Annotated in this window: 16 protein-coding genes; 6 read left to right on the forward strand and 10 right to left on the reverse strand. The window is 59.8% G+C overall.

Annotated elements, in window-relative coordinates:
• Positions 1-220: 220 nt before the first annotated feature.
• The 3 genes from R3O64_RS04805 to R3O64_RS04815 all read left to right on the forward strand — a co-directional run bounded on the left by R3O64_RS04805 (position 221) and on the right by R3O64_RS04815 (position 3,445).
• Positions 221-1,579, forward strand: coding sequence for a PhoH family protein (locus R3O64_RS04805; protein ID WP_070523961.1), 1,359 nt, complete (start codon positions 221-223; stop codon positions 1,577-1,579).
• Positions 1,580-1,650: 71 nt separating this feature from the next.
• Positions 1,651-2,226, forward strand: coding sequence for a GNAT family N-acetyltransferase (locus R3O64_RS04810; protein ID WP_070523963.1), 576 nt, complete (start codon positions 1,651-1,653; stop codon positions 2,224-2,226).
• An 82-nt stretch (positions 2,227-2,308) separates the two neighbouring features.
• Positions 2,309-3,445, forward strand: coding sequence for a hypothetical protein (locus R3O64_RS04815; RefSeq protein ID WP_070523965.1), 1,137 nt, complete (start codon positions 2,309-2,311; stop codon positions 3,443-3,445).
• Positions 3,446-3,595: 150 nt separating this feature from the next.
• Here R3O64_RS04815 and R3O64_RS04820 read toward each other — a convergent pair whose 3' ends face one another.
• The 4 genes from R3O64_RS04820 to glpX all read right to left on the reverse strand — a co-directional run bounded on the left by R3O64_RS04820 (position 3,596) and on the right by glpX (position 8,474).
• Positions 3,596-5,170: an MDR family MFS transporter gene (locus R3O64_RS04820; RefSeq protein ID WP_070562557.1), complete on the reverse strand. Its 1,575-nt coding sequence runs from the start codon at positions 5,168-5,170 to the stop codon at positions 3,596-3,598.
• Positions 5,164-5,775, reverse strand: a complete 612-nt coding sequence (locus R3O64_RS04825) for a TetR/AcrR family transcriptional regulator (protein WP_185963397.1) — start codon at positions 5,773-5,775, stop codon at positions 5,164-5,166. The genes R3O64_RS04820 and R3O64_RS04825 overlap by 7 nt, the downstream gene beginning before the upstream one ends.
• 180 nt (positions 5,776-5,955) lie before the next feature.
• Positions 5,956-7,356, reverse strand: coding sequence for a class II fumarate hydratase (locus R3O64_RS04830; RefSeq protein ID WP_070530531.1), 1,401 nt, complete (start codon positions 7,354-7,356; stop codon positions 5,956-5,958).
• Between the two features lie 98 nt (positions 7,357-7,454).
• Positions 7,455-8,474 (reverse strand): class II fructose-bisphosphatase, encoded by a 1,020-nt coding sequence (gene glpX / locus R3O64_RS04835; protein ID WP_339017408.1) that lies wholly within the window; start codon positions 8,472-8,474, stop codon positions 7,455-7,457.
• A gap of 201 nt (positions 8,475-8,675) precedes the next feature.
• On the opposite strand from glpX, the gene R3O64_RS04840 reads away from it, so the two are divergent.
• Positions 8,676-9,266, forward strand: coding sequence for a DUF4245 domain-containing protein (locus R3O64_RS04840; RefSeq protein WP_070562565.1), 591 nt, complete (start codon positions 8,676-8,678; stop codon positions 9,264-9,266).
• Positions 9,267-9,270: 4 nt separating this feature from the next.
• Here the strand turns inward: R3O64_RS04840 and R3O64_RS04845 are convergent, their stop codons facing one another.
• From R3O64_RS04845 to xseA, 3 genes are read right to left on the reverse strand one after another with little or no spacing between them, the layout of a single operon-like run.
• A complete protein-coding gene (locus R3O64_RS04845) occupies positions 9,271-9,624 on the reverse strand; it encodes a hypothetical protein (protein ID WP_070523977.1) in 354 nt (117 codons plus the stop codon).
• A complete protein-coding gene (locus R3O64_RS04850; protein WP_070523979.1) occupies positions 9,625-9,912 on the reverse strand; it encodes an exodeoxyribonuclease VII small subunit in 288 nt (95 codons plus the stop codon). It lies immediately after the preceding gene.
• A 39-nt stretch (positions 9,913-9,951) separates the two neighbouring features.
• Positions 9,952-11,193, reverse strand: coding sequence for an exodeoxyribonuclease VII large subunit (gene xseA / locus R3O64_RS04855; RefSeq protein WP_070523981.1), 1,242 nt, complete (start codon positions 11,191-11,193; stop codon positions 9,952-9,954).
• A 142-nt stretch (positions 11,194-11,335) separates the two neighbouring features.
• Between xseA and R3O64_RS04860 the strand changes: the two genes are divergently transcribed.
• Positions 11,336-12,295, forward strand: coding sequence for a 4-hydroxy-3-methylbut-2-enyl diphosphate reductase (locus R3O64_RS04860; RefSeq protein ID WP_180952102.1), 960 nt, complete (start codon positions 11,336-11,338; stop codon positions 12,293-12,295).
• Here the strand turns inward: R3O64_RS04860 and R3O64_RS04865 are convergent.
• From R3O64_RS04865 to R3O64_RS04875, 3 genes are read right to left on the reverse strand one after another with little or no spacing between them, the layout of a single operon-like run.
• On the reverse strand, positions 12,292-13,035 hold the full coding sequence (locus tag R3O64_RS04865; RefSeq protein WP_339017409.1) for a DUF6542 domain-containing protein: 744 nt from the start codon (positions 13,033-13,035) through the stop codon (positions 12,292-12,294). The genes R3O64_RS04860 and R3O64_RS04865 overlap by 4 nt on opposite strands.
• A 35-nt stretch (positions 13,036-13,070) precedes the next feature.
• Positions 13,071-14,141, reverse strand: a complete 1,071-nt coding sequence (locus tag R3O64_RS04870; RefSeq protein ID WP_339017410.1) for a DNA recombination protein RmuC — start codon at positions 14,139-14,141, stop codon at positions 13,071-13,073.
• 36 nt (positions 14,142-14,177) lie between these two features.
• The gene (locus tag R3O64_RS04875) at positions 14,178-15,665 is read right to left on the reverse strand and encodes an AI-2E family transporter (protein WP_070523987.1); all 1,488 of its coding nucleotides are present in this window, start codon (positions 15,663-15,665) and stop codon (positions 14,178-14,180) included.
• 47 nt (positions 15,666-15,712) lie between these two features.
• Between R3O64_RS04875 and ychF the strand changes: the two genes are divergently transcribed.
• A complete protein-coding gene (gene ychF, locus R3O64_RS04880) occupies positions 15,713-16,798 on the forward strand; it encodes a redox-regulated ATPase YchF (protein ID WP_070523989.1) in 1,086 nt (361 codons plus the stop codon).
• The last annotated feature ends 28 nt before the right edge of the window (positions 16,799-16,826 follow it).

The raw sequence follows: 16,826 nt of genomic DNA on the forward strand, positions 1-16,826 counted from the left end.
ACGACAGGCTCGTAGAGCCTGATGAGAATGGTGTGACGCTGGTGATTGTCGTTTTAATACTGTTCATCTTGCACCCATGTAATTTCAACCTTTGCTCTCTAGCGTGGACGGTGTCCGGACGCTAAGAACAGTCTCCGGATAGTTCGAAAACCACCAGCTTCACCATGCCGTCCCAGGTCGATGAGTTGGGGCGGGCATAACAAGGGAGAACCCTGCCGCTATGACCAATCCTTCCGTCCTCACCGAGCAGCCGCATGAGGCCTCTGTTTTGACCAAGACCTATGTCATCGATACGTCCGTCCTTCTCTCAGATCCCTGGGCGTTACGTAAGTTCGCTGAACACGATGTGGTACTGCCCATCGTCGTTATTTCTGAGTTGGAAGGAAAACGTCATCACCCGGAGCTTGGCTGGTTCGCCCGCCAAGCTCTTCGCTTTTTGGAGGACCTTCGCGCTACCTATGAGGCGTTGGACCAGCCCCTGCCCGTCAATGCAGCGGGCGGGACTTTGCGCGTGGAACTCAACCACCAGGATCAATCCTTGTTGCCGGCGGCCTTTCGCGGGCCGGAGGGAGATCACCGGATTCTGGCCTGCGCGCTGAATCTCCAGCATGAGGGCAAGGACACCGTCCTGGTGACTAAGGACGTCCCATTGCGTGTCAAGGCTGGTGCTGTAGGCCTGCAGGCGGATGAATACCATGCGCAGGACGTCGTGCTGACCGGTTACACCGGCATGGCCACGGTGCCCACCAGCGCTGAGGTCATCGATGAGCTCTACGGGGAGGGCGAGGTGCTTATCGACGGATCCGTGACAACCGCCGGCACCCGCGTCGAGGACCTGCCGGTGCACTGTGGCATTACGCTGCAGGCGGGCGGGCAGTCCGCTCTGGGCCGGATGACGGCTGAGGGCACCGTTCGCTTGGTGCGCGGCGATGCGAATGTCTTTGGTCTGCAAGGCCGCTCTGCTGAGCAGCGCGTTGCCCTGGACCTTCTCTTGGATCCCTCCGTTGGAATCATGTCCATCGGAGGCAGGGCGGGCACTGGTAAGTCCGCGCTGGCGTTGTGTGCTGGCTTGGAGGCAGTGCTGGAGCGCGGCGAACACCGTCGTATCGTGGTGTTTCGCCCCATGTATGCGGTGGGCGGGCAGTCCCTGGGATATCTGCCGGGCTCTGAAAGCGAGAAGATGAATCCATGGGCGCAGGCCGTCTATGACACTCTGGAAGGTCTGGTATCCGAAAACGTCATGGACGAAGTCCAGGACCGCGGATTGCTGGAGGTTCTCCCGTTGACCCATATTCGCGGCCGCAGCCTGCATGATTCTTTCGTCATCGTTGATGAGGCCCAATCGCTTGAGCGCAATGTGCTGTTGACTGTTTTGTCGCGCTTGGGGCGTGGCTCCCGAGTTGTACTGACGCATGATGTTGCTCAGCGCGATAACCTGCGCGTTGGCCGCCACGACGGCGTGCAGGCAGTCATTGAAAAACTTAAAGGGCGTGAGCTCTTTGCACACGTCACGCTGCAACGCTCTGAGCGCTCTGCCATTGCAGAGCTGGTCACCGATCTGCTGGAAGGCGAAAGCTAACGCGTTCGCGCGCGGCGATCTCTCTGCCCTCAGCTTGGCATTGACGCCGTGTGCTCAGTAATAATTGTTCCATGAGCGACAACGCGAAAGACAAGAAGAAGGATTTCCGCATCCGTCCCTTCAATGCGGCGGACTATCCGCAGATGCGAGAAATCTATGAGCAGGGCCTCAACACTGGCCACGCTACCTACGAGACCCGCTCGTTGACCTTTGAAGAGTTCAAAAACGTCAAAATCATGGCGTCAGTTTTCGTCGCTGTTGAGGCGGAGGATGATTCAAAGGTTCTCGGCTGGGTGTGCGCCGCGCAGGCGTCTACCCGCACCGTGTTCCACGGCGTCGTCGAGGATTCCATCTACCTGAGCAAGGAAGCCCAGGGAAGGGGCATCGGTGGCGCCTTGCTGGATCAGCTCATCGAGGTCTGCCGCGACCTGCATAAGTGGGCTATCCACTCGTGGATCTTCCCGGAGAACGAAGGTTCCGCCGGCCTCCATAAGTCCCGTGGCTTCGTCAAGGTGGGCACGTACTCCCACATGGCAAAGATGACCTACGGTGAGCTCGCCGGCCAGTGGCGCGATACGGACGTGTATGAGCTTCTTCTGCCGAAGCCCGAGGAGAAGAAGGCAGCAGCCAACCAGAAGAGAAAGTAATTATCCTGCTTTTCTAATGGAAGGGCATGAGCGGGGATAGAATTAAAGCTGTTCTTATTCCCTCTCGCTTAGAAGGTGAAGCATGTCCTTGCGCACTTCTGTCCTTGCCCTTACTACAGCCGCAGCCGTGGCAACCGGTGCTTTCTCCGCACCTGTTGCCACGGCAGCAACCTATCCGTCGGCTGGTTCCGTTCCTGTGGCCGAGCTCGACGTTAATCAGCCTAACGGCGCTCTGGCCTATGTCTTTGCCGAGCCAGTGATGCAGTCCGACATCGACTTGGTTACCCGCCAAGTTCGCGAGTTGCGCGGCAAAGCCTGGGACACCAACCTGCCCTTCAACGGCGGAACCCTGCGACAGGCCGCTAGTGCCGCTGGCTACCGCACCCGCGAGGCATATGTGAATTCAATCTCCTGGGACCGCGGTCTCGAGCACGCGGTTTTGCAGCGTGCTGCTGAGGGAAACTTCTTGTTTGATCATCGCCGCGCAGTTGGCACACGTACTCCTGAAATCTTGGACAACTACAATACCTTGGACAACCTGACCACGACGGACATGGAACATGCCGTTGAATCGTGGTCTACAAGCAGAAGCAGCGGTCCCAGCGAGTGGGACTACCTTGTCCGAGAGAACGGCCAATGGTCAACAAATAATGGCCACCTGTACACGATTCTTAATCCTGAATACGTGAAGTTTGCGCAGGCTCAAATCGGAGAAGTGACAGCTGGTCTCTATTCGGCCGATGATAAGCCATCCGAACCGGCGCGGTTGGCGGCCGGTCGCCATGCATTCCCCATCGCCGTGCCGGAAAGCGCTATAAACCGTGCTGAACTGATGACCACGGGAGGAACCTCGGTCGGAAGCCAAGGAAGCCTGGGTTTGCGCATCGATGGATTCTGGGGAGCGAAGCTGGGGGTTCCGGTGGCGGCGCCCAGCAGTAGCGACCCAGAGGTCCTTGAAGTCAACGAGGACGGAACCTACACAGCAAAGTCTGAGGGCACCGCGACCGTCACCTTTAACACCTATGTTCTGCGCAATGGCCAGGCAAAGGTCTCGGATAACCAAATCACCAAGACCGTGAAGGTGACCAAGAAGTCCCTCGGCGGGGACTTGAGCTCCGGCGGCACGAATATTGGTGCCATCGTGGGCATCCTCGCCGGCGTGCTCGCGCTCATCGGCGTGGCTGCCCAGGTAGCACGCCAGTTGGGAATCTTGCGCTAAGCATCGTGACAATAAGAAATCCTCGCTACGTGAATGCTCGTAGCGAGGATTTGTGCTTACTTCACCCGGTTTCTACGCCGAGGGGATATCTCAGCTCCCAGACCACCGTTGCACGTCGTCAAGCGCCAGCTTGTCTCGAAGCAGTGGCTTCTAATCAATCGTCTCCTTGAGGTGCTCCTCGCGGACGGGGAGGATGAGGAGGAGCGCGATGATGGCCATAGGAACCATCAGCAAGATGACGGGGGTTAGGCCGTCGTTGTAAGCGTTGAGGATAACGTCCTTGATGGGGTCCGGCAGCTGAGCAACCAGTGCCGGGGTAAGGCTGGAGGAACCACCATTGGCGCTGGCAAACTTCTCCGCGAAGGGCTTGCCTGCCTCACCCATGGACTTGATGGCAGCGGGCATGTTGGCGGCCATTTCATCCTTCATGTTGTGGATGAAGAGGGAGCCGACGAGGGACGCGCCGATGGCGGAACCGATCTGACGGAAGAAGTTATTTGCGGCAGTCGCGGTTCCGACGAGGGCGATGGGGAAGGAGTTCTGGACAATGAGGACCAGAACCTGCATGACGAAGCCAAGGCCGATGCCGAAGACGAGGAATTCTGCACCGAGCTGGGTCAGAGAGGTGTCTGCAGTCAGCTTGGACATCCAGAACAGCGCGCCAGCAGTGATTGCTAGGCCGATGATGGGGTAGCGCTTGTAGTGACCGGTGCGGGCGATGATGAAACCGACGGCTGTGGAGGTTCCGATCATGCCGACCATCATCGGGATCATCATGAGACCCGCCTTGGTCGGGGTCAAAGTGTGAACCATCTGCAGGTAGGTTGGCATGTAGCCCAGCACTCCGAACATCGCCAAACCCAGTACCATGCCGGCTGCGGTCGTGAGAACCATGTTGCGGTTCTTGAACAGCTGTACCGGGATGAGCGGCTCCTTAGCCTTGGATTCCACAAAGACAGTAATGATGGCGCCGATGATGACGGTGACACCAAGGCCGAGGATGATCGGGTCGGACCACTCGTATTGGGTTCCGCCCCAGGTCGTCATAAGGATCAGGGAGGCGGTGGTGATGGAGATGAAGATGGCGCCGAGGAGGTCAAACTTGCGCAGGTCGGTATCGCCGACGCGTAGGTGGAGGACCAGGGTGCATACGATGATAGCGAGCAGACCCAGCGGGATGTTCATCCACATGCCCCAGCGCCAGCCCGGGCCGTCAGTGAACCAGCCACCGAGGACTGGGCCGAGGACGGAGGAGAGTCCAAAGACGCCGCCCATGATGCCCATGAACTTGCCGCGCTCACGGGAGGTGGTGACCTCCGCGATGATGGATTGGGAGGAAATCATCATGAAACCAGCGCCGAAACCCTGCACGGCGCGGCCAATGATGAGCAGGTTCATCGAGTCGGCGAAGCCGCCGAGCGTGGAACCGATGACGAAGACGCCGATGCCGCCAATGTAGAGCCACTTGCGGCCCATCATGTCACCGAGCTTGCCGGAGATAGGCATGGCGATTGTCATCATGACCAAGAAGGCGGAGATGACCCAGCTCATGTGGTCCACGCCGCCGAGCTCGCCGACGATGGTGGGTAGAGCGGTGGCAAAAATCATCTGGCCCAAAGAGCTCATCAGCATGGTGAGCACGAGGGCGGAGAATACGAGGGCAAGGTTGTTATCCGGCTTGCCGCTGCCGGCCTGAGAGGCCGGCTTAGCCGCGGTATCTACCATGTCAGTCCTTTCGAAAATTTATTAATGAGTGTGAGCGCAGATTCGAAGCGTGCCTCAAAGGGGATGTCGCAGCTGAAATCTGGCGACGCAGTGGCTATCCAGAATGCTTCCCTGATAGCAAAGGCAATGAGTATCGCCTCAGTCTCAGCCGTGACCTCGGGCATCTGCCGCAAGGAGGGATCCTGGTCAAGGCGCTCGGTGATGAGCCCCAGGATCTCGTTCGACTTGGCCCGCTTACGGCTGAGTGCCGCCGCCGCGGCATCGCTGTCCCCAGAGATCCGACGGCGACGTTCAGCGATGACCTCGTTGACATGCTGGCCAACGAGGTGTCCTTTAACTAGGTCGACCGCCAGCCTGAAAACGCTATCCGTAGGGGCGCTAAGGAAAGCCTTCTTCTGTTCCTCTGTGAAGTCGTGACTCGGCGCACCGAGCACAGCAGTGTCTTTGGAATCAAAATAATTAAAAAAGGTGCGCCGAGAAATCCCCGCTGCGTCGCAGATTTCCTCGACGGTAACGTCGGCGAATCCACGCTCATCCACGAGACGGGTGGCGGCGTCTTCGATTCGCAGGCGCGTCTTGAGGCGCTTCTGCTCGCGTAATGACATTTCTTCTTGCACAGAGTGCAACAGTACACTCAGTGCAAATTTGCACCAAGTGCAATTCGAGTGATTTTTGAAAGGGAGATCTAAAAATATGACGGTGGTTACTATGACGCTGAGCGTGGGCGTTGAAAACGACGAAGGCCGCCCTCCCGAAGGAGAGCGGCGGCGTTCGCGAAAGCGAGCTTAGAAGTTGTCGCGGTCGCGGTTGGTCATGGTGAGAACGTTGAGGCGCTCATCGAGCTCCTCCTCAGTGAGGTTCTCTCCGTCGACGAAGCCCAAGTCGATGACTGCCTCGCGGACAGTGATCTTCTCGTGCAGTGCGTGCTTAGCTGCCTTGGCTGCGTTCTCGTAGCCAATCTTGGAGTTCAGCGGGGTCACGATGGAGGTGGAGGACTCCGCAAACTTCTTCATGCGCTCCTCGTTGGCCTCGATGCCGTCAACGCACTTCTCAGCGAAAACGCGGGAGACGTTGGCCAGCAGGCGGGCCGACTCGAGAACGTTGCGAGCCATCATCGGGATGTAGACATTGAGCTCGAAGTGGCCGTTGGAGCCGCCGAAGGCAACGGCTGCGTCGTTACCGATAACCTGGCCAGCGACCATGGTGGCGGCCTCACACAGAACCGGGTTGACCTTGCCCGGCATGATGGAGGAGCCCGGTTGCAGGTCCTTCAAGTGGATCTCGGACAAACCGGTCAACGGGCCGGAGCCCATGAGACGGATGTCGTTGGCAATCTTGTTGAGGGAGACAGCCACGGTGCGCATAGCGCCGGAGAACTCCACCAAGGCGTCGCGAGCGGCCTGGGCCTCAAAGTGGTTCTTAGCCTCAGACAGCTCCTTGACGCCGGTGAGCTTCTTGAGCTCCTCGGTAACCTTGCCGCCGAAGTCAGCGGAAGTGTTCAGGCCGGTACCGGTTGCGGTGCCGCCGATGGCCAGCTCACCCAAGCGCGGCAGGGTTGCCTCAATGCGCTCAATGCCGAGCTCGATCTGGCGAGCGTAGCCGCCAAACTCCTGGCCCAGGGTGATTGGGGTGGCGTCCATCAGGTGGGTGCGTCCGGACTTGACCATGTCGGCGAATTCCTTGGCCTTAGCCACGAGGGATTCGTGGAGGACCTTGAGGCCCGGGATGAGGTCGTTGACGGCAGCCTCGGTCGCCGCAACGTGGGTTGCGGTGGGGAAGGTGTCGTTGGAGGACTGGCCCATGTTCACGTGGTCATTCGGGTGAATCTCCACGCCATTGTTGTGGGCGATGGAAGCGATGACCTCGTTCGTGTTCATGTTGGAAGAGGTACCGGAGCCGGTCTGGAAGACATCGATCGGGAAGGCATCGTTGTGCTTGCCTTCTGCAATCTCGGTGGCTGCCGCAATGATAGCGTCGGCCTTCTCCGCATCCAGCTTGCCGGAATCCTTATTCACCTGAGCGCAGGCGGCCTTGAGAAGACCGAGTGCGCGGATCTGGGCAGCTTCAAGGCCACGGCCAGAAATGGGGAAGTTTTCCACAGCGCGCTGGGTTTGGGCACGCCACAGGGCGTCGACCGGAACCTTGACTTCGCCCATAGTGTCGTGTTCGATGCGGTATTCAGTCATGAAGTCACCTTTTCTGTGAGATGAGAATTGTAGAGTTCTTTATGTGTGCCGTGGCACGGCATTGATGGCCACCGTAGCACTCTTCGCAGGAAAGTGGATTAGCTTTCCTTATCGTGGGGGTTGGTGTAGTCCACCACGGAGTATTCCTGCAGCTTAGCCAGCTTATGGATGGAATCGACGTAGCGGATCGTGCCGGACTTGGAGCGCATGACCAGAGAACGGGTCGTGGCGCCGTTGGGGCGGTAGGACACGCCGCGGAGCATGTCGCCATTGGTAACGCCGGTTGCGGCGAAGTAGCAGTTTTCAGAAGAGACCAGATCGTTGGTGGTGAGGACGCGATCAAGGTCGTGTCTGGCTTTGCGTGCCTTCTCTGCCTCTGCTTCATCTTTAGGCCACAGCTTGCCTTGGATTTCACCACCCATACACTTCATGGCACATGCGGTGATGATGCCCTCTGGGGTGCCACCGATACCCATCATCATATCGATGGAGTTGGTGTCCTGGCAGGTGGCGATGGCGCCGGCGACGTCACCATCCATGATGAGGCGAACCTTGGCGCCTGCTTCACGGATCTGGCGGATAAGGTCATCGTGGCGCGGGCGGTCGAGTACGACGACGGTCAGGTCAGCTGGCTTGATGCCCTTGGCCTTGGCCACGGATTTGATGTTCCACTCCACGGACTCATTGAGATCGATTGAGCCAACAGCCTCTGGGCCGACAGCAATCTTCTTCATATAGAACACTGCGGATGGGTCATACATGGTGCCGCGCTCAGCAGCAGCGATGACGGAAATAGCGTTCGGGCGGCCTTCTGCCATAAGACGGGTGCCGTCAACCGGGTCGACGGCGATGTCCATCTCTGCACCCTGGCCGGTGCCGACTTTTTCTCCGTTGAACAGCATGGGGGCTTCATCCTTTTCGCCCTCACCGATGACGACGATGCCGTTCATCTCTACGGAGTTGATGAGCTTGCGCATAGCATCCACCGCGGCGCCGTCACCTTCATTCTTCTGTCCACGGCCAACCCAGCGACCCGAGGCGAGTGCTGCTGCCTCAGTGACACGCACCAGCTCCATGGCTAGGTTGCGATCGGGGATATAAGACGTGTTATCAGACATGTGTGATTAGTCCCTTTCTTTTCAGGTGGCTCGGCCCGGGGTGGGGGACAACCCGGAATACATATTCCATTCTTCCACTTTTCCCTCGTATCCAAGCCCGAATGCCTCCCCCAGAAGAGGGTCTCAGTCAAGTTGGCTACCAAAAGGGCAGGTGGGAGGTCGCTGTCGCGAGCGCGGGAGGCGGCGTGACATACTGGGCGGGTGGCATCTGAAGATAAACCTAAGATTTTTGAGGACGCGCGTGATATCACCCTGACGGTGGGCGTCATCCTCATCATGATGTTCCTGGCGGTTGGAGCAACGGGACTGTGCTCGATCAACCCGGAAAAGCCGGGGCCCGTGCAGAACGTGGATGCCGCTACGTTTCTGGAAATGGAGGCGCGCGGCACCGGGGCCGTCATCAGGGAGCCCGTCATGCCGGAGGGCTGGCAGCCTACGGCCGCACGGCGTAAGGAGATGGGCGGCGAATCCGGTGCCGTGGTGAGCTGGCTTACCGCCGAGGAAGGCTACGTGGAATCGGCGCAGACGCAGTTGGCGCTTGGCGATGTCCCCTCGGCCTACGACTCCAACTATCGTGGCAACTCCGAGCGGCGTGAGGTGGCGGGCCACGACGTGGAAATCCTGAGCAGTGACGACAAAGATGTGCGTCCACTGTGGATTACTGACTTGGGCGATGCCCGCCTCGTTCTTACGGGCTCTGCCTCCGACGCTGATTATGAGACGGCCCTCACCGCCTTCGCGGAAGCTGAGCCGCTCCAAATTGCTGAGGATGGCAGCGTCGTCAGCGAGTAAATAGTTAGCGGAACGTCACGCTCTGCAGCGTTTCATCCCACTCCACCTCGACGGCATCGCCGGCGGCACTGGTGAGAGACTCCGGGTCGAGCCCACTCAGGCGCGTCTTGCCCAGGTAGACATCGACCTTTTCGTGTTGGGACTTGCCGGGGAAGAGTGCAATTTCGACGAGTTTATCAGCGCTAAAACGCAGGACGATGGAGCCGGAGAAATAGCTGATTTCCTCTCCGCTCACGGTGTGCGGCGGGCCGAAAAACTCCTCGACGAGCTGGCGTGAATCCCCAAAGACCATGGATCCCGCTCCGCCCGACTTGGAGACGAAATCGACGCGATCTCCCGGGTAGCCGTAAATTTTCATTTAATCCTCTCCTGCTTCTGCATTGGTGGCTGCGCTATCGGTGCCCTCAGTATTCTTGCGGAGGGCTTCCTCTACGCGCTTCGATGCGCCGTCGAGGTGCGCCTCGCAAGCTTTTGCTAGGGCCTCGCCACGCTCCCAGTATTTAAGAGACTCGTCCAAGCCCATCTGGCCCAGCTCGAGGATCTTTACGGTCTCAATGAGTTCATCGCGGGCTTGTTCATAGCTCAGTTCTTCTACCGGTGGGAACGCGTCCTGGCCGGGTTGGCCGGCACCAATTGTGTCAGTCATGGGGTCAATTCCTTTTCTCTTGTGCTCTAATAAATCGTTTTAATCTGCGGCCTGGGAGGCCATTGCGGCGGCGGTAATCGAACCATCGCCAACGCGGATGCGCAGCTGCGATCCCGGGGGAGACTGCGCATAGCTGGTGACAACCTCTGGTCCGCTACCGTCGCGAGGCAGCACCTGAACGATGGCGTAGCCCCGTTCAAGTGTGGCCGAGGGGCCCAAGGCTGAGACGCGAGCACGCAACGAGGCTACCTGGTTACTTTCGCGATCCAACCGGTGCGTAACTACCCGGCGAATCAGCGCGAGGTTGCGCTCAAGTTCCTCGCGGCGCGCGTTGATCGGCACCATGGGATCGGCGAGGACCGGGCGGGAGCGGATGCTCTCGAGGCCGCGGCGTTCCCTGTCCACCCAGCCGCGCAGCGCTGCCGCCATGCGCGAGCGGGCTTCAGAGATCAGCGCATACTCTTCGGCGGCGGAAGGAACGACGCGCTTGGCCGCATCGGTGGGCGTGGCGGCGCGCAGATCGGCGACATCATCGAGCACCGGGTGGTCCGGTTCGTGTCCGATGGCGGAGACAACCGGAGTGCGGGCGTCTGCCACAGCGCGCTGGAGCGCCTCCTCGGAGAAGGGAAGCAGATCTTCCACTGAACCACCGCCGCGGGCGATGATGATGACATCGACTTCCGGGTTCGCGTCGAGAGTCCGGAGCGCGTCAATCACCTGGGTAACGGCAGTGGCTCCCTGGACAGCAGTGTTAATGACTTCGAACTGAACCGCTGGCCAACGATCCTGCGCTACGGAGAGCACATCGCGCTCGGCATGGGACCCGCGGCCGGTGATGAGGCCAATCTTCTTCGGTAGATAGGGAAGCGGCAGCTTACGGGAAGCGTCGCACAGGCCCTCCTGACGCAGCCGCTGGCGCAGCATCTCTACCCGAGCAAGAAGGTCACCAATACCGACGTGGCGGATCTCCGTGACCCACAGGGAAAAACTTCCGCGTCCGGCGTAGAAGGCGGGCTTGCCGTAGACCACGACGCGGTCGCCATCCTTGAGCGGTGAGGGGGCATTGCGGATGAGCGAGGTGTTACATGTCAACTGAACAGATTTTTCCTGTTCGACATCACGCAACGTGATGTAGGAGAGCTTCCATGTTGGCTTCATGTTCAGCTGGGTGATCTGCCCCTCCACCCAGAGGAAACCGAGGCGCTCGATCCAGCCTTTGACTTGGTCATTGACCTTGCCGACGGGCCACGGCGTTTCCGCAGAATTGGCCGGTTGGTTCACGCGCAGTCCTTTCTCTTGAGTGGTCTAGTCTCTCGGGTATGTTCCGTCCAGTGTAAGAGGCGTGCCGGACATCTGGTGCTACCGGCCAAGCCTGGCAAGCTGTAACTACAGTATGCGCGCGACTTTCGATACTCTGGGAGCCATGACTGAAACTGCAAAGAAGGTGCTCCTGGCGGCTCCCCGCGGCTATTGCGCCGGCGTGGACCGTGCTGTTGAGACAGTGGAAAAGGCGTTGGAGAAATACGGCGCCCCTATCTACGTGCGCAAGCAAATCGTGCACAACCGCTTCGTTGTTGAATCCCTGGCTAAGCGTGGTGTCATCTTTGTGGAGGAGGCTTCCGAAGCCCCTGAAGGCGCTCACCTTGTATTTTCTGCACACGGCATTGCGCCGACGGTGCGCAAGGAAGCGGAGGAACGCAAGCAGCTAACGCTGGACGCAACGTGCCCGCTGGTGACCAAGGTGCACAAGGAAGCACAGCGCTTTGAGCGCGATGGCTATCACATCTTGCTCGTCGGCCACGAGGGCCACGAAGAGGTCGAAGGCACCGCCGGTGAGGCCCCAGAGGTTACCCACTTGGTAGATGGCTTGGACGGCGTCGACAAGCTGCCGGATTTCCTCCACGATGAGAAACTCATCTGGTTGTCGCAAACCACGTTGTCGGTTGATGAAACCATTCAGATCGTCAATAAGTTGCGTGAGCGCTTTCCACACCTGGAGAATCCGCCATCAGATGATATCTGCTACGCCACTCAGAACCGTCAGGAATCGGTGAAGGCCATTGCCCCGAAGTGTGATCTCATGATCGTCGTCGGGTCCCAGAATTCCTCCAACTCCAAGCGTCTCGTCGAGGTCGCCCTAGAAGCAGGCTCTAAGGCCTCGCACCTCGTAGACTTCGCTTCGGAGATCGAAGAAGCTTGGCTGGAGGGCGTGAACACCGTCGGCGTGACGTGTGGCGCATCCGTGCCTGAACTGCTGGTCCGTGAGGTACTGGAATTCCTGGACGAGCGTGGCTACCACGACGTTGAGCAGGTGACTACCTCCACGGAGACTATCACGTTCTCCTTGCCGCGCGATCTGCGTCCGGCACGCACCGCGCGTTAATCCTCGTCGTAGAGATTCTCTTCCAGCGGCTGGGAGGACCGCTGGGAGTGCTCCCGTGCGCGCCGCGCATTCTCTGCCGATTCAGCGGCGGCACGGCGGAATTCCTCCCGCTCATCTGCGTCGGGGGAGGCTTGTTTGCGCTGTTCGCGCTCCTCGGCCTGAATACGGCGGCGTTCTTCGCGGTCGCGCTCCCGGACTCGGCCGGAGCCTGTGGCTTCACGAGCAAGGAGCTCGGCTACGGAAAGACGCTCGGAGCGGTTTCGAAGGTCGGAAGCTGCGTCGGTGCGGCGCTTTTCCTGGGCTTTGGCCTCACGGCTCTTCGCGCGATTGTCGCTGCGCCACAGTCGCAGGACTGCGAGTAGCGCGCAGGCAATTACTGTGACAATAAGTACGGGGAAGTGCTGCAGCAGCGGGAAGGCCGTGGTGAGAAGCGCGGTCTTAGAAAACGGCGACGCGCCTTCTGACAAGGCTGACGTGGAACTGATGAAGCCACCGCCCACGGTTCCCAGCGCGTAGAGCAGGGGCAATGAAATTACCAGCATGTAGAGCCCGCGGGTTTCAACCAGCCAGGTGACGGCGAGCGATCCCAGTCCAAAAATCAGGGCGAACGGCAGACCCACGCTGCCAAGCACTCCTGAGACCGTCAAAGCCACGAGCGCTACGACGAGCCCGAGGAGAAGCGCTCGGGTAAGCGGCATCCCGCGGCGGGGAGGGCGGCGACGATTTTTGGCAACTGACACGCCCAGAGAGCTTACCGGGAATGTTGGCCAAACCGTTATTCATTCTGGGCGCGCCGCGGCCAAGAACCGACACGGCGCGGCTCCACGGGCAGACGGTCGACGCGGGCGGGGACGTCCAATTCTTTGAGCCGCCGTGCAGTGACCGAAACGCGCGAATCCAAACTAGCCAGGCTTGCGTTATAGGCCTCGACCGTGCGCTCCAGCCCGCGGCCCACCTTGTCGTAGTGCTCGTTAAGGGTGTTGAGCCGGGTGTAAAGCTCGCGGCCCAGGCGCTGGACCTCGCGGGCTTTATCCGAGATCTCTTCGTGCTGCCAGCTCACCGCAACGGTACGTAAGAGCGCGAAAAGGGTGCTCGGGGTAGCGATGACGATGTTGCGCTCGAAGGCGAACTCGAGCAATTCAGCGTCGATAGACAAGGCCGCGTCCACGAAGGTGTCAGCGGGGACAAAGAGGATCACAAATTGTGGTGTGGGGGAGAAGGCCTCGATATAGTCCTTCGACGCCAGTGCCTGCACGTGGGAACGCATGAGGTGCGCATGGCGGCGTAGGTATCCAGCCCGCTCCTCCGGGTCTTCAGTCTCCATCGCATCGAGGTAGGCGCTGAGCGGTACCTTGGCGTCCACGATAATGCTGCGCCCGCCGGCCAAGTGAACGACAAGATCGGGGCGGACGAGCGAGCCATTGATGCGGGCGTTCACCTGTGAATCAAAATCCACGTGTTTGCGCATACCGCCGAGCTCGACGACGCGCTCGAGCTGCACTTCGCCCCAGCGTCCCCGAACATTCGGGGAACGCAGTGCGCCGACCAGCTTGTCCGTGCGGTCAGACAGGCGTGTCGACGTGCGGGTCACCGCTTGTACTTGGCTGCTGAGTGCTGCGAGCGATGTCGCCCGATCCTCCTCGATTTCTTGGAGCTGGAGGCCCAAACGGTCCATGGCCTTCTCTAGAGGGGCGAGTTCTGCTTGGCGGCGTTGAGACTCTTGAAGTGCACGGTGTTCCTCTGATGGCTGGGCGGACTGTGCGGAATAGGCGCGGGCCAGCCAGCCCAGAGCGGCCCCGATGATGAGGCCGAGGAACAAGAGCACTACGGGAAGGGAAGACGTCATGCCTGTCATCATGGCACGCTCCCCGGACACGGAGGCTTAGCTCTTGTCTTTTGATTGCAAAATCTGTTCGAGAGCGCCAATCGCTCGCTTGATTCCCGCTCGGGCACCGCTATCTCGTTCACTGAAGTCTGCGTCAACGTCGACATCGATCTTTTGGTCCAGCGGGCTTGTGCCGTCGTGGGCTACATCTTCCGCAGCGCCTTCGGGTGCGGCGTGGTCCGGGATGGACAGCCACTGCTCGCGCTTCCGGTCGCCCTGCTGCTGTGTGTAGCGCCCGATGAGGAAACCGGCGACCGTTGAGAATTCCAAGTCTTCGGCGGTCCTCTCGCCGGATTGGAGCATCATCATGTCTTGGAAGTAGCGGTAGACCACCGCGATGGTCGCCGCCGCCGGAACGGCGAGGAAGCCGCCGACGAGGCCGAAGAGCGCGGAACCTACAGTCACAGAAATCAACACGATGACCGGGTGCAGGTTCATGGCCTTCGATTGCAGCCACGGGGAGAGTACGTTGCCCTCAAGCTGCTGAACTAAAAGGACCAAGCCAAGAACGAGCAGTGCTTTGGTAAAGCCCAAGGAGACCAGCGCGATGGTCACGGATAGCGCACCAGCCACGATCGCGCCCACAAAGGGGATAAAGCCGGCGATGAAGGTGATGATGGCCAGCGCCATGGCCAAAGGCACCCCGATGAGGGCGAGGCCGAGGCCGATGAAGATGGCGTCGACAAGCGAGACCACCGCCTGCGCCCGCACGAAACCGCCCAGCGTGGTCCACACACGGGTGAGCAGCTCAGTGAGGTGCCAGCCGGTCCGGCGGCCCGTGGCCTGTCGCAACCAGGGGAGGAAGTTGTGGCCATCTTTAAGGAAGAAGAAGGTCAGCACCACGATGATGAAGAGCGTGACCACGATGGAGGTCGCCGTGCCAATTCCTGTGAACACGGAACCCGCAATTGAGCCGGCCTGGCGCTGCAGCCACAGGGCGATCTCATCGATGTATTGGCCGATCTCATCCGGATCGAGGTTGAGCGGTGGACCCTGTGCCCATAGCTGCAGGCGCTGAATGCCTTCCGCAGTTTGCAGGTACAGCGTTTGGGATTGCCGTGCAAAGTCCGGAGCAATGAACATGAAAAGCGAGCCCACCGCAGTAAAAGACACGAGGATGGTCACTGCCGCAGCCAGGGCCGACGGCAACCCCTTGCGCCGCATGGCGCTCGCAACAGGGGCAAGCACAGTGCAGATGATGAGAGCAATGAGAACCGGCAAAATGCCACGCCAGAAGTTGCCCAGCATGCGGAATGAGGCATAGAGGAATAGCCCAATAATGGTCAGGCGCAGTGCCCACAGCGATGCGGACTTGATGACCTCGCCGACCACCACGGAGCGATCCACTTGGTTGCCTGGTGGGTGCGGCGAGACTGCGTTCAGCGAAGCGGCGTCGACGGAATCATCGAAGCGTCCGCCGAGCGCTGCCTCAGCGGCGGCGAGCTCAGGCGAGGATGCATTGGGGGATGGCTGATCAGAACTCACCCCACCATCTTGCCTTAAAAGATCCGGGGTGCGTTAGGATTGGCCCCGTGAGTCTTACACTTGGAATCGTCGGCCTGCCCAATGTGGGCAAGTCCACTTTGTTTAATGCCCTGACCCGTTCCGATATCTTGGCAGCGAACTATCCGTTTGCCACCATCGAGCCCAATGTCGGACTAGTGGAGCTTCCCGATTCCCGCCTGAACCGCCTCGCGGAAATCTTCAGCTCCGAGCGCATCCTTCCGGCCACCGTGTCCTTCGTGGACATCGCCGGCATTGTCGAGGGCGCTTCCAAGGGTGAGGGAATGGGCAACGCCTTCCTTGCCAACATCCGTGAAGCCGATGCCATCTGCCAGGTGGTGCGTGCCTTCGCTGATGAGAACGTTATCCACGTCGACGGCGAGGTTAACCCGGCGCACGATATTTCCGTCATTAACACCGAGCTCATCCTTGCGGACCTCCAGACCATCGAGAAGGCTTTGCCGCGTTTGGAAAAGGAAGCGCGCAAGAACAAGGATCTGGCAGAAACCGTGGAGGAGACCAAGAAGGCCCAGGCCATCTTGGAGGATGACCGTACCCTCTTCGCGGCGTCCAAGAACAATGAGATTGATTTGTCCTTGCTGCGCGAGCTGCACCTCATGACCGCGAAGCCTTTCCTTTATGTCTTCAACTCGGACGAGGCTGTCCTCACTGATGAGGCCAAGAAGGAGGAGCTGCGCCAGCTCGTAGCCCCGGCGGAGTGCGTCTTCCTCGATGCCCAGACTGAAACCGAGCTCCTTGAGCTCGACGAGGCAGAGGCTCTGGAATTGCTGGAGTCTGTCGGCCAGGAAGAGCCAGGCTTGGCGACGTTGGCCAAGGCCGGCTTCGCCACCCTCGGCCTGCAGACCTACCTGACCGCTGGCCCGAAGGAAGCCCGCGCGTGGACCATCAGGCAGGGGTCTGCGGCACCGCAGGCCGCGGGTGTCATTCACACCGACTTTGAGAAGAAGTTCATCAAGGCAGAAATCGTCTCCTTCGACGACCTTGATGCTGCTGGCTCCATGGCGGAAGCCCGTAACGCCGGCAAGGTGCGCCAGGAGGGCAAGGAATACATCATGCAGGATGGCGACGTCTGCGATTTCAAGATCGGCGGCTAACTCGTGCGCTCATAGCGCGTAGGCTGTG

It is taken from the genome of Corynebacterium hesseae (genome assembly GCF_037850265.1).
GTDB classification, from domain to species: Bacteria; Actinomycetota; Actinomycetes; order Mycobacteriales; family Mycobacteriaceae; genus Corynebacterium; species Corynebacterium hesseae.

Coding starts and splice junctions, on each gene's coding strand:
- R3O64_RS04805 (WP_070523961.1), top strand. CDS start 221: ATGACCAATCCTTCCGTCCTCACCGAGCAGCCGCATGAGGCCTCTGTT.
- R3O64_RS04810 (WP_070523963.1), top strand. CDS start 1,651: ATGAGCGACAACGCGAAAGACAAGAAGAAGGATTTCCGCATCCGTCCC.
- R3O64_RS04815 (WP_070523965.1), top strand. CDS start 2,309: ATGTCCTTGCGCACTTCTGTCCTTGCCCTTACTACAGCCGCAGCCGTG.
- R3O64_RS04820 (WP_070562557.1), bottom strand. CDS start 5,170: ATGGTAGATACCGCGGCTAAGCCGGCCTCTCAGGCCGGCAGCGGCAAG.
- R3O64_RS04825 (WP_185963397.1), bottom strand. CDS start 5,775: ATGTCATTACGCGAGCAGAAGCGCCTCAAGACGCGCCTGCGAATCGAA.
- R3O64_RS04830 (WP_070530531.1), bottom strand. CDS start 7,356: ATGACTGAATACCGCATCGAACACGACACTATGGGCGAAGTCAAGGTT.
- glpX (WP_339017408.1), bottom strand. CDS start 8,474: ATGTCTGATAACACGTCTTATATCCCCGATCGCAACCTAGCCATGGAG.
- R3O64_RS04845 (WP_070523977.1), bottom strand. CDS start 9,624: ATGAAAATTTACGGCTACCCGGGAGATCGCGTCGATTTCGTCTCCAAG.
- R3O64_RS04850 (WP_070523979.1), bottom strand. CDS start 9,912: ATGACTGACACAATTGGTGCCGGCCAACCCGGCCAGGACGCGTTCCCA.
- R3O64_RS04860 (WP_180952102.1), top strand. CDS start 11,336: ATGACTGAAACTGCAAAGAAGGTGCTCCTGGCGGCTCCCCGCGGCTAT.
- R3O64_RS04870 (WP_339017410.1), bottom strand. CDS start 14,141: ATGACGTCTTCCCTTCCCGTAGTGCTCTTGTTCCTCGGCCTCATCATC.